Source organism: Rhizobium vallis, from assembly GCF_003985155.1.
Classification (GTDB): domain Bacteria; phylum Pseudomonadota; class Alphaproteobacteria; order Rhizobiales; family Rhizobiaceae; genus Rhizobium; species Rhizobium vallis.
In genome coordinates, this window is the sequence record NZ_ML133694.1 from 130,457 (window position 1) to 142,714 (window position 12,258).

11 protein-coding genes are annotated in these 12,258 nt (G+C 61.5%); 4 read left to right on the forward strand and 7 right to left on the reverse strand.

Features of this window, described 5'->3' with window-relative positions:
• Nucleotide 1: 1 nt before the first annotated feature.
• The 3 genes from EFQ99_RS23475 to EFQ99_RS36015 form a co-directional block, all read right to left on the reverse strand.
• Entirely contained in the window at nt 2-3,187 is a 3,186-nt protein-coding gene (locus EFQ99_RS23475) for an efflux RND transporter permease subunit (protein ID WP_126923615.1), read from the reverse strand.
• Entirely contained in the window at nt 3,184-4,362 is a 1,179-nt protein-coding gene (locus EFQ99_RS23480) for an efflux RND transporter periplasmic adaptor subunit (RefSeq protein ID WP_126923616.1), read from the reverse strand. Before EFQ99_RS23480 ends, EFQ99_RS23475 begins: the two co-directional genes overlap by 4 nt.
• Nucleotides 4,363-4,624: 262 nt before the next feature.
• Nucleotides 4,625-4,750 carry a hypothetical protein gene (locus EFQ99_RS36015; protein WP_281024288.1) on the reverse strand — a complete coding sequence of 42 codons (126 nt, stop codon included), beginning with the start codon at nt 4,748-4,750 and terminating at the stop codon, nt 4,625-4,627.
• Between the two features lie 242 nt (nt 4,751-4,992).
• Between EFQ99_RS36015 and EFQ99_RS23485 the strand changes: the two genes are divergently transcribed.
• Genes EFQ99_RS23485 through EFQ99_RS23495 form a run of 3 tightly spaced genes read left to right on the forward strand, consistent with a single transcriptional unit; the run spans nt 4,993 to nt 8,207 of the window.
• On the forward strand, nt 4,993-5,457 hold the full coding sequence (locus EFQ99_RS23485) for a MarR family winged helix-turn-helix transcriptional regulator (RefSeq protein ID WP_126923617.1): 465 nt from the start codon (nt 4,993-4,995) through the stop codon (nt 5,455-5,457).
• The gene (locus EFQ99_RS23490) at nt 5,450-6,673 is read left to right on the forward strand and encodes an HlyD family secretion protein (protein WP_126923618.1); all 1,224 of its coding nucleotides are present in this window, start codon (nt 5,450-5,452) and stop codon (nt 6,671-6,673) included. The genes EFQ99_RS23485 and EFQ99_RS23490 overlap by 8 nt, the downstream gene beginning before the upstream one ends.
• Nucleotides 6,666-8,207: a DHA2 family efflux MFS transporter permease subunit gene (locus tag EFQ99_RS23495; RefSeq protein WP_126923619.1), complete on the forward strand. Its 1,542-nt coding sequence runs from the start codon at nt 6,666-6,668 to the stop codon at nt 8,205-8,207. The genes EFQ99_RS23490 and EFQ99_RS23495 overlap by 8 nt, the downstream gene beginning before the upstream one ends.
• On the opposite strand, the gene EFQ99_RS23500 is transcribed toward EFQ99_RS23495, so the two are convergent.
• Genes EFQ99_RS23500 through EFQ99_RS23510 form a run of 3 tightly spaced genes read right to left on the reverse strand, consistent with a single transcriptional unit; the run spans nt 8,208 to nt 10,110 of the window.
• Nucleotides 8,208-8,825, reverse strand: a complete 618-nt coding sequence (locus EFQ99_RS23500; RefSeq protein WP_126923620.1) for a DNA-3-methyladenine glycosylase — start codon at nt 8,823-8,825, stop codon at nt 8,208-8,210.
• Between the two features lie 37 nt (nt 8,826-8,862).
• Nucleotides 8,863-9,177 carry a hypothetical protein gene (locus EFQ99_RS23505; RefSeq protein WP_126923621.1) on the reverse strand — a complete coding sequence of 105 codons (315 nt, stop codon included), beginning with the start codon at nt 9,175-9,177 and terminating at the stop codon, nt 8,863-8,865.
• A gap of 24 nt (nt 9,178-9,201) precedes the next feature.
• Complete coding sequence (locus EFQ99_RS23510; RefSeq protein ID WP_126923622.1) at nt 9,202-10,110, reverse strand: LysR family transcriptional regulator; 909 nt, start codon at nt 10,108-10,110, stop codon at nt 9,202-9,204.
• A gap of 121 nt (nt 10,111-10,231) precedes the next feature.
• Here EFQ99_RS23510 and EFQ99_RS23515 point away from each other — a divergent pair, with 121 nt between their 5' ends.
• Nucleotides 10,232-10,972 carry an SDR family oxidoreductase gene (locus tag EFQ99_RS23515; RefSeq protein ID WP_126923623.1) on the forward strand — a complete coding sequence of 247 codons (741 nt, stop codon included), beginning with the start codon at nt 10,232-10,234 and terminating at the stop codon, nt 10,970-10,972.
• Nucleotides 10,973-11,236: 264 nt separating this feature from the next.
• Here the strand turns inward: EFQ99_RS23515 and EFQ99_RS23520 are convergent, their stop codons facing one another.
• A complete protein-coding gene (locus EFQ99_RS23520; RefSeq protein WP_126923624.1) occupies nt 11,237-12,148 on the reverse strand; it encodes a LysR family transcriptional regulator in 912 nt (303 codons plus the stop codon).
• Between the last annotated feature and the right edge of the window lie 110 nt (nt 12,149-12,258).

The following is a 12,258-nucleotide window of genomic DNA, read 5'->3' on the forward strand; positions in this document are numbered from 1 at the left end:
CTTACACTGTTTCCCTCTCGGTCGGGATCGTCTCGACCGGCTTTTCAACCGGCCGGCTGCGGCGCCAGCCGCGCAGCACGACGTAGAAGACCGGCGTCAGGAACAAGCCGAAGAGCGTCACACCGAGCATGCCGGAGAAAACCGCGGTGCCGAGCGACTGGCGCATTTCGGCGCCGGGGCCGGTGGCGATGGCAAGCGGCAGAACGCCGAAGATGAAGGCGAATGCCGTCATCAGGATCGGGCGCAGGCGAAGATGGCTGGCTTCGATCGCCGCTTCCACTGGCGTCTTGCCTTCCTCTTCCGCTTGTCTTGCGAACTCGACGATCAGAATGGCGTTCTTGGCCGCAAGGCCGATCAGTACGATGAGGCCGATCTGCGTCAGGACGTTGTTGTCCATTCCCCTCAGCGAGACGCCGATCAGCGCCGCGAGCACGGCCAGCGGCACGATGAGAATGATCGCGAGCGGCAGAACCCAGCTTTCATATTGCGCCGCGAGCGCCAGGAAGACGAAAATGACAGACAGGGCGAAGATGTAGATGGCCGTGTTGCCGGTATGAGTCTCCTGATAGGCAAGTTCCGTCCATTCGAAGGTCGTTCCCTGCGGCAGGATCTTGGCAGCCAGCGCTTCCATCTTCTTGATGGCGTCGCCCGTTGAGGTGCCAGGCGTCGGATTGCCCTGGAGCGGCACCGAGACGTACATGTTGTAGCGCTGGACCAGCGCCGGGCCGCTGGAATCCTGGATGTCCATCAGGGTTCCGAGAGGGACCAGCGCGCCGGTTGCCGATCGAACCTTCAGCGCGAGGATATCTTCCCTGTCCATGCGGTATTGCCGGTCGGCCTGGGCGCGAACCTGATAGACACGGCCGAACGCATTGAAGTCGTTGACGTAGGAGACGCCGAGATTGATGGAAAGCGCGTTGAAGATGTTGGGGATCGGCACATTCAGGAAACGCGCCTTGTCGCGGTCGATCGCAAGGAAGTATTGCGGGCTTGCATCCGAAAACGTCGTGAAGACACCGGTGAGCCCTTCGGTCGTTGCCGCGGCACCCATCATCTGCCGGGCGAGACCCAGCACGCGTGTCATATCGGCGTTTTCAAGGTCGGAAATCTGCATCTTGAAGCCGCCGGAATTGCCGACGCCGCGCACGGATGGCGGCGGGATGGCAATGATGAAGGCTTCCTGGATGCTCTGCAGCTTGCCGAAGAGTTCGCCGATGATCTTGTTTGCGTTCTCACCGCCTTCTTCACGTTCGGCGAAGGATTTGAAGGGCACGAAGACGACGCCCGCATTCGAGGCGTTGGTAAACGTCGCCCCGCTGAAGCCGGCAAATTGCACGGCGTTGCCGACCCCGGGCACGGTGCGGGCGATGTCGCCGACCTGTTTGACGACGGCATCGGTACGGGCAAGCGAGGCGCCGTCGGGGAGCTGCACGACGATGATCGCGTAGCCCTGGTCCATGGTCGGGATGAAGCCCGCGGGAACTCTGGTGCCCATGTACCAGGTGGCTCCGAGCAGGCAGGCGAAGGCGAGCATCGAGCAGGTCAGACCTACCCAGCTGCTGACCAGATGCCGGACGATCCACGAATAGCCGGAGCTCATCCGGTCGAAGCCGCGATTGAAGCCGTTTGCAAGGCCTGTTCCGAGCCGTGACGCGATGCTCTTGCGCCGTGTTTCGTGATCGTGGGTTTTCAGCAATATGCCTGCGAGCGCCGGCGAAAGGGTCAGGGAGTTCAAAGCCGATATCGCTGTCGTGACCGAGATGGTGACCGCGAACTGCCTGTAGAACTGACCTGATATGCCGGGAATGAAGGCCGTCGGCACGAACACCGCGATCAGCACCAGCGAGATGGCGATGACGGCGGTTCCGACTTCGTCCATGGTGACGTGGGAAGCCTGTTTCGGCGTCATGCCGCGCGCCAGATTGCGCTCGACGTTTTCCACCACGACGATCGCGTCGTCGACGACGATGCCGATGGCGAGCACGAGGCCGAAGAGCGTCAGCATGTTGAGCGAGAAGCCGAAGGCCAGCAGGATGGCGAAGGTACCGATCAGCGAAACGGGTATGGCGACGATCGGTATGATCGCGGTGCGCCAGGATTGCAGGAAGACGAGAACGACGATCGCCACCAGGAGCGCCGCTTCGGCGATGGTTCTATAGACCTCGTTGATCGAATCCGAGATGAATTCGGTCGTGTCGTAGACGATGCGATATTCCAGACCCTCCGGAAAATTCTGCGAAACGTCCTTCATGAGGGTCTGGACCTGGTGAGCCGTATCCAGCGCATTGGTTCCCGGCCGGGCGAAAATACCGAGCGCAACGGCGGGGTCGTTGTTGAGATAACTATTGGTGACGTAATCCTGCGCGCCGAGTTCGATGCGGGCGACATCCTGCAGCTGCACGAGCCGGCCCGCTCCCGTCGATTTGACGATGACGTACCGGAATTCGCGGACGTCGGAGAAGCGTCCCTCCGTTCGCACCGTATATTCGAACGCGTTCTTGCCCGTTACCGGCGGCGCGCCAATCTTGCCGCCCGATACCTGGACGTTCTGGTCCCTCAGGGCTGAGACGACGTCGTCCGACGTCATGCCGTAGGCGGAGAGCTTTTCCGGATCCAGCCAGATGCGCATCGAATATTGGCGTTCGCCGAAGATCTGTACGTCGCCGACACCATCGAGGCGCACGAGCACGTCGCGAATGCGGTTGCGGGCATAGTTCGAGACGTAAAGCTGGTCATAACGATGCGACGGCGAGAGCAGGTGCACCACCATCATCAGATCGGGCGAACTTTTGTCGGTGGTGACGCCGAGCCGCTGGACTTCCTCGGGAAGACGAGGAAGCGCAATGGAAACGCGGTTCTGAACGAGCACCTGGACCTTGTCGAGATCGGTGCCGAGCTTGAAGGTGATCGTCAGCGACATGGCGCCGTCGGCGCTGGAATAGGAAGACATGTAAAGCATGTCTTCCACACCGTTGATCTGCTGTTCGAGCGGGGTCGAAACGGTGTCGGCGATGGTCTGCGGGTCGGCGCCCGGATAGGAGGTGCGCACGACGATGGTCGGCGGGGCGATCTCCGGATACTGGGAGACCGGCAATTGCGTATAGGCAATGCCGCCGACAACCAGAAAGAGAATCGAGATGACGGCCGCAAAGATCGGCCGGTCGACGAAGAAATGTGCAAATCTCATTGTCCGCTCTCCGCGTTTGCGGATTCGGGCGGCGTGTCCTGCCGCTCCTGCGGCAGTTCGCTCATCTGCGGCGTGATCTTCGAACCCGGCCGGGCGCGTATCAGGCCATTCACGATGATTGTCTCGGTGCCGTCGAGGCCTTCGCGTATGACGCGATAGCCATAGAGGCGCGGCCCCGGCCGCACGGGCTTGGTCGTAACTTTGCCTTCGGCGTTAACGACATAGACGACACGTTCGTTCTGGTCCGAGCCGATCGCCTCATCCGGAACGAGAATGGCCTTGTAGGTGTTGGAGGCCGCCACCTGGACGCGGCCGAAGAGGCCCGGCTGAAGGATGAGATCAGGATTTGGTACGCGGGCGCGGAGGCGGATTGTGCCGCTCTCATTGTCGACCCGGTTCTCGGCGAAATCGAGTTTTCCCGTGAAGGGCTTGGCGGTGGCATCCGAGATCGTGACGGAGACATCCACGCCGCCGCCGCCGAGCTGAAGATCCTTGCCCTGCTTGCGGGCGGTATCGGCAAAATTCAGCAGGCGGCGTTCGTCGACGTCGAAATAAAAATCGATCGGGTCGAGCGAAACGATCGTGGTGAGCACGGTTTGATCGGCCTGCACGAGGTTGCCGGTCGAGAGCAGATGGCGGTCGATACGGCCGCTGAGCGGCGCCTTGATCTCGGTATATTCCATGTCGAGAGCAGCGCGATCGGCTGCGGCCTGCGCGCCGCGGACATTGGCCTCGGCGGAGTCGAACTCGCGGCGGCGGTCGTCCAGCGTCTGGGCCGACTGGCTGCCGCTCGAAATGAGCGATTGCGTGCGCTTATACTGCGCATCGGCAAAGACCAGGGTGGATTGCGCCGATTCGAGCGCGGCCTTTGCCTGATTGAGCGCGGTAACGAACGGCCGCTGATCGATGACGAAGAGCAGGTCGCCCTGTTTCACCAGCGCGCCGTCCTCGAAATGGATTTCCTGGAGGTAGCCGCCGACGCGCGAGCGGACCGAAACTTCGTCGACGGGCTGGAAGCGACCGATGAATTCGTCATTGTCGATGACATCGCGCACGACTGGCTTTGCGACTGTGACGGGAGGAGGGGCCGACGGTGCGCCCTGCGCCATCGCGGCCAGAGGCATGAAGGTAGCGAAACAGCCAAGCACCAATATCCGTCGAAGCACGTAGGTCATACCGGTCCCTCCAATCTCGACGGCCGATCGACCGCCGACGAACCCTAAGATGAAGTGATGCTATTCTTGTCTTGCTGCTTTGAACGAAGGCCTTTGCCCCCGTGATCTTTCCCGGCGTCCAATTCTGGAAAGGAAGGCCGGCACGCAATGCACATCGGAAAAATCGTAACGCTATGAAATTGGTTATAGAGGGCAGCGGCGAAAAATAGCAAATGCCAATTGGCGGCGGTTCCGGAATCCATGAAAACTTCACGGAGCGGCGTCAGCTCTCGACGATGACACCGGCGATCGCCAGCATGGTGGGATAAGGGATACGGAATTTCCTGGAAAATTGCAGAAAGACGATCGCTACCAGCAGCAGCGTCAGCATGCTTTCGAAGAACGCCATCAAGTCCTCCTGCGCCTCCGGGGGAGGCGCTTTCTGACTGGAAACTAGGGCAAAGCGGCGTCGCGGCTACTCTCTGGCCTCGGCCCGATCCACGGATGGGAAGGCTGCAACGCGGCCCTGAGCCCGCTGCGTCATTTTGGCCGCGGCTGCTGAATCTGCCACTCGCGGTCTTGTGCGATGCACATGCTCAATATATCTACCGATATCATAAGTATGCTTATAAATAGCCGGCGCAGGTTTCCATGAACGCTACACCCACCCTCGGTTTCCTTCTCCACGACGTCGCACGGCTGCTGCGCAAGCGGTTCGAGCAACGCGCGAAGTGCCTCGGGCTGACCCGGTCGCAATGGCAGACGCTTGCCTATCTCTCGAACAATGAAGGCATCCACCAGAGCGGCCTTGCGGAAATTCTCGAAGTCGAGCCGATCACGCTGGTGCGCATCCTCGACAAGCTCGCCGAGCGCGGACTGATCGAGCGCCGCCAGCACCCGACGGACCGGCGCATCTGGCTGCTCTATATGCGCGAGGAGGCGCATCCGCTGCTCGCGGAAATGCGCGAACTCGGGGATGTCACCCGCGGGGAGGCGCTGGAAGGCGTCTCCGCCGAGCAGCGCGAACAGCTTTACCAAATCCTCTCCGCAATGAAGACGAACCTGGTGCAGGCTTGCCGAACACCGGTCGAAGAGAATGAGATGAGCGATGGCTGATCAACCCTCCCTCCGCGTCGTTGCCGACGCCAATGCCAAGTCCCACATCCAAGAAAGCCAAGCGAAACAGCAGGAAACGGTAGCCGAAGCGCCTTCATCCAATTCAGCGCCGGCTGCCGCCGTGGCTGCGCCTGGCGGCAACAAGGTCCGCCGCCGGCGCAGTCTCACGCGGCCGATCCTGTTTGCCCTGCTTCCGGTGGCGCTTGTCGTCGGCGGCTATTATTACGTCAATGGCGGCCAGGTGATGTCGACCGACAATGCCTATATCCAGGCCGATATGGTCGGGCTCACCACCGATGTCTCAGGGATCGTCGACAAGATCGACGTGCATGAGAACGAGGCGGTGAAGGCCGGGCAGGCGCTTTTCAGCCTCAGGGCCGATTCCTTCAAGATCGCGCTCGATGGCGCCAGGGCGCAGCTCGGCGCGCAGCGCAACCAGATCATGAACCTCAAGGCCAGCTATCAGCAGTCGCTCGCCGAGATCACGCAGGCTGAGGCCGATCTGCCCTATTACCAGGATCAGTTCGACCGGCAGCAGAACCTCGTCAACAATGGCAGCGCGACGCAGTCGGCCTATGACGAGGCCAAGCACAATCTCGAGGCCGCTCAGCAGAAGGTTGCCGTGGCCAAGGCGGAAGCCGCAACAACGCTCGCCCAGCTCGGCGGCAGCGCCGACCAGCCGGTCGAGGAAAACCCGCTCTACCTGCAGGCCAAATCGCAGGTGGACAACGCCCAGCGTGAACTCGACCATAGCGTCGTCAAGGCGCCATTCGACGGCATCGTCACCAATGTCAACGCGCTGCAGGTGGGGTCCTACTTGCAGGCTTCGCAACAGGCCTTTTCGCTTGTCGCCACCGACCATCTTTGGATCGCCGCCAGCCCGAAGGAAACCGAGCTGACCTACGTCAAGCCGGGCCAGACGGCCGAGATCTACATCGACACCTATCCCGGCGTGGCGTGGAAGGGCAAAGTCGAGAGCATCAGCCCGGCCTCCGGCTCCAGTTTCTCGCTGCTGCCGGCGCAAAATACGACTGGCAACTGGGTGAAAGTCGTCCAACGCATTCCGATGCGCGTCAGCATCGAGGACACCGAAGGCAAGCCGCCGCTTCGCATGGGCATGAGCACGGTGGTCGATGTCGAGACCGGCCATGCTCGCGGCCTGCCCGATTTCGCTAACAAGCTTCTGGGCGTGGCTCAGGGTAAGGCTCATGAGTAACGCGTCCGCATCTGCGGCCAGGCCCGTCGCCAATCGCGGCGCGATCACGGCCTGCGTCATTCTCGCCGTCATCATGCAGGCGCTGGACACGACGATCGCCAATGTGGCGCTGCCCTATATCCAGGGCAGCGTTTCGGCATCTGCCGACCAGATCAACTGGGTTCTGACCTCCTATATCGTCGCGGCGGCGATCATGACGCCGCCCTCGGGCTTCCTTGCCGCCAAGTTCGGCCGCAAGCGTGTGCTGCTCGTCGCTATCGCCGGCTTCGTGGCGGCTTCCGTCCTCTGCGGCCTTGCGCAATCGCTGAACCAGATCGTCGCCTTCCGCCTGCTGCAGGGCCTGTTCGGCGCGTCGCTGGTGCCGCTTTCCCAGGGCATTCTGCTCGACATCTATAGTGTGGAGGAGCGCGGTTCGGCCATGGCGCTCTTCGGCGTCTCGGTTATGGTCGGGCCGGTCCTCGGTCCCGTCATCGGTGGCTGGCTGACCGACAATATCAGCTGGCGCTGGGTGTTCTACATCAACGTGCCGATCGGTGCGCTCGCCTTCATGGGCATCGTCGTCTTCGTCACCGAGACCAAGAGGGATGCGCTCGCCAAACTGGACTGGTTCGGCTTCGGGATGATGAGCCTGTTCATCGCCGCGCTGCAACTCTTCCTCGACCGCGGTGAGCAGCTCGACTGGTTTTCCTCAGGCGAGATCATGCTCGAGGCGCTGATCTGCGCCTCTGCCTTCTACCTGCTGATCGTCCATACGCTGACGGCGGAGAAATCCTTCGTCAATCCGAAGCTGTTCCTCGACCAGAACTTCACGATCAGCATGATCTTCATCTTCGTCGTCGGCGTCACCTACCTCGCCTCGCTGGCGCTGATGACGCCCTATCTGCAGACGCTGATGGGTTATCCCGTCATCACCGCCGGCATCGTCATGGGGCCGCGCGGCCTCGGCACCATGCTCTGCATGTTCATTGTCGGCCGGCTGATCGGCAAGGTCGATACGCGCTTGCTGCTGGTGCTCGGCCTCGGCCTGACCGCCTGGGCGATGTACGACATGACGGGCTGGACGCCCGATGTTTCGCAATGGACGATCGTCTCGGTCGGCTTCATCCAGGGCGCCGGCCTCGGTTTTCTGTTCGTACCGCTGACGACGATCGCTTTCGCCACGCTGCCCGCCCATATGCGCGGCGACGGCACCGGCCTCTACAACCTGTCGCGAAACATCGGCTCGGCGGTTGGCATCTCGATCGTTTCGGCGCTGATCGTCGAGAACACGCAGAGCAATCATGAATCGATCGCATCCTATGTGACGCCGTTCAACCACGCCTTCAACGCGGTGGCGGCGCAGGGGCTGAGCCCGGTGACGGCGGCCGGGCGGGCTTCGCTCAACGAGATCATCACGCTGCAATCGACGATCATCGCCTATATGGACGATTTCAAGCTGCTGATGCTGATGTCGCTTGCGGTCATTCCGCTTGTGCTCCTCTTGCGCAAGCCGAAGGCAGCGCCCGCCGCCGACCACAGCGCGGTCATGGAGTAGTTAGCGAAACGGCTTGCTGAGATATCGCGATCCCTGAATGCCGAAGCGCCATGGTGCTTCGGCATTTTTCGTGATGCCGATGCGTTTTCCCGAGACGATCGGCACCGGTGCCGACGGCGCGATCGCATAGGGTGGACGGTCGAGCAGCCTGTCGTTGATCTCGATATCGATGCCGAGCGCCTGGCAAAGCTTGCCGGGGCCGCTGCAGAGTGCGGTCAGCATATCGGTGCCGCGCCGCTCCATCATGTGAGGGATTCCCGTATCCGGCTCCAGGGCGCGGATGAGCGCGGCCGAGCCCGGATGGCAGACGAAATTCAGGCACCAGTACATGCCGTAGATGCGGTAGATATAGACATTGCCCGGTTTGCCGTACATGGCGCCGTTGCGCTTCGTGGGCCCGCGAAAACTGTGCGAGGCCTCGTCATCGGGGAAATAGGCTTCCGTCTCGGTGATGCGGCCGCCGACGCCATCGACCGTGAGATGGCAGCCGAGCAGATCGCGGGAGACGCTGATCGCATCACGCTCGAAAAATGCCCTGAGGCTTTCGCCGGTTAGCGCGCCAACGCCGATTGCGCCTGATGTCGTTCCACCATCGGTCATGGCCGAGGCAGATAACATTCGCCGTGCCCGTCGTCACCCCAAAACCGCTTCGGGATCAGCGGCCGGCATTCGGATCGCGCATCGGGATCGAGGATGATGTGACCGAGACCGGGTCGCTCGCCGGAAAGGAATCTTCGAGACCCTCTTCCAGTTCCTCTTCGAGCAGGGCGGGATCCTTGCTGCGCGCGCCGTCGCCATGCACGGGTTCGATTGCCGCGGCAAGCAGGGCCTTGGCCCGCGAGATGGCGTTTTCCGAAGTCAGCTCAGGCGTGCTTCGTAGCGTCACGGCGATGCTGTCTTCGCCTTCCCAGCCGAATTCGACGACGAAGCCGTCTTCCGTCTGGTAGACGGTGATATCGTAGAGTGCCATGCCCGTTCCCTTCAAGCGCCTATATTAGGAAAGCGTGTTTTCGGAATTTTGTCGAGCGAAGACCTTCACCAGCCAGTCGATGAAAACGCGCACGCGCGGCGAAAGCTGGCGGTTGCGAGGATAGAGCAGGGAGACCGGCGTCGGGGTCGGCGGGAAATCCTTGAGCACAGGAATCAGCGTTCCCGCGGCCAGATCTGTTTCGGCGTGATAGCGCGGGATCTGGATCAGGCCGAGGCCCAGCCTCGCGGCTGAAACATAACTTTCGGCGCCGTTGACGGTGACGGTTGCCGGAATGGCGACGTTGCGTACTGCGCCGTCGATTATGAATTCGAGCGGTAGCAGACTGCCGGTGCCACTGGAGTGAAAGCCGACCATGCGATGGCCGGCAAGCCGCTCCGGATGCCGCGGCCGGCCACGGGCGGCGATGTAGGCGGGAGAGGCGAGCGTGATCTCGTCAAGCATGGCAACGCGCCTGATGATCATGTCGCTATCCTCGGGCTCGCCGACGCGCAGCACGCAATCGATGCCTTCACGCACAAGATCGACCAGACGGTCGCCCTCGCTCATATAGAATTCGATCTCGGGATAGGTCTCCAGAAAGGACGGCAGGCTCGGCAGCACGAAATGACGGGCGAGCGTGCCGTGCACATCGACGCGCAGAAGACCCTTCGGTTTGGCGCCGGCAAAGGCGCCCTCGGCATCCTCTATATCGGCAAGGATCGACAGGCAGCGCCGGTAATAGGCCTCGCCGTCGAGCGTCGGGCTGACGTGGCGCGTCGTGCGCTGGAGCAGGCGCACCCCGAGCCGGGCTTCGAGCTGTTTGACCGCATCGGTGACGGTCGAGCGCGGCAAGCCGGTGTCTTCTGCGGCAAGAGTAAAACTGCGGCGTTCCACGATGCGGCAAAACACCCGCATGGCATCGACTCTGTCCATGTTCTTTGTTCGCATCTCCCGGATAGTGATGCCGAAGAATGCCTGATTATCCGCTGGAAGAAAAGCGCCATCCTCTCCTTATCGAAAACGCGCAACGGCGCACGCCTGAAGGAGAGCGGAAATGGCCAGTAACGAAAACAAGGTCGCCTTGGTGACGGGCGCTTCACGCGGCATCGGCGCGGCTATCGCCCGACGCCTCGCCGGAGGCGGCTTCACCGTCGTCATCAATTATTCCGGCAGTGCGGCCCAGGCCGAGGAATTGGCGCGCGAGATCGAGCAGGCCGGCGGCAAAGCGCTGACGGCAAAGGCCGATGTCAGCGATGCTGAAGCTGTCCGGCAGATGTTCGATGCGGCGGAAACCGCTTTCGGCGGCATCGACGTGCTCGTCAACAATGCCGGCATCATGATGCTCTCCCCGCTTGCCGAGGTTGACGATGCCAATTTCGACCGGCAGATCGCCGTCAATCTCAAGGGCACCTTCAATACGCTCCGGGAAGCGGCCAAGCGCCTGCGTGACGGCGGCCGGATCATCAATTTCTCCACCTCGGTCGTCGGGCTGAAGCTCGAAACCTACGGCGTCTACGCCGCCACCAAGGCCGCCGTCGAAACGCTGACGGCGATCATGGCCAAGGAGATGCGCGGCCGCAATATCACTGTCAACGCTGTCGCGCCCGGGCCTGTCGCCACCGATCTTTTCCTCAACGGCAAGTCGGAGGAACTCATCGCCCGGATGTCGAAGATGAACCCGCTGGAACGCCTTGGCGCGCCTGATGACATCGCGTCTGCAGTCGCCTTCCTCGCCAGTCCGGACGGCGGCTGGATCAATGGCCAGACGCTGCGCGCCAATGGCGGCATGATCTGACGGAGGCGAGCGGCTTGGCTGGGAAAGATCAGGCGCAGGCCGTCATCGCAATTATGTGAACGCTGCTTGCAGCGTTTCCCTCTTACAATTTTGTGGAGAGTAGATATAACAGGTTTATCGCCAGAGAGTGGAATCCCTGCCGCTCTCTTCCGAACCTCCAGAGCCTGCCGTGCCCTTACTCCGGGCGCGACAGGCCCATGTTCAAAGTCATTGCGGCCCGTCGAAGGTTTCCCCTGCCTTCCGGGCCGTATCTGTTTCCTCCGCTCAACCGTCGTTCAGTCTCGCCTCGACCAGGAGCTTCACCAGCCAGTCGACGAAGACGCGGACCTTGTTGCTCAGGTGGCGGTTCGGCGGATAGACCACGTAAAGCGGTACCGGATCGCGCTGCCAATCCGGCAGCACGCGAATGAGCTCGCCTCTCGCCATAGGCTCGCGCGCCATGAAGACCGGCACCTGCGCCACGCCGAGACCTGTCAGCACCGCGGTCAGATAGGTGCGGCTGTCGTTGACGGAGGCGATACAACGCGGGTTGATGTCGATGATTTCATTGTTCCGGCGGAATTCGAAGGACACCGTCCGGTTGTTCTGGGCGCGGAAATAATTGACGGAGTAATGCGTCGCCTCCAGATCCTCCGGCCGCTCGGGCATGCCGAATTTCTGGATATAGCTCGGCGAAGCGCAGGTGATCAGTTCCATTTCCGAAACGCGCCGGGCAATCAGCGACTGGTCGGTCGGCGTGCCGGCGCGCAACGCGCAATCGACGTTTTCGGCAAGGTAATCGACCGTGCGATCGCTGACACCGAGATCCAGGCGGATATCGGGATAGCGCAGATAGAAATCGCAAAGTGCGGGAACGATGATCGAATCGGCGAAGGCGCCGCTCATTTCGATGCGCAGCCGCCCGCTCGGCAGGCTCTGCGAATTGGAGAGGCTGCCGTCGAGTTCTTCCAGTTCCGAGATGATCTGGGCGGCGCGTTCATAATAGAGCGCGCCGTCCGTGGTCACCATGACGCGGCGCGTGGTACGGTTCAGAAGCTTGGTGCGCAGATGCGCCTCCAGGCCCTGGATGAGATTGGTTACCGTCGCCTTCGGCATGGCGAGCATGTCGGCGGCGCGGGTGAAATTGCCTGTCTCCACGACGCGGATGAAGACGCGCATTGCCGAAAGCTGATCCATCGGTTTTCAAATCCGCAGTTTGCATTGCACTATTATTCGAGAATTGGAACAGTGTTATCGCGATATCGCTTCTTATTCCCTGATCTGAATAACAATATCTTTTTTGTACA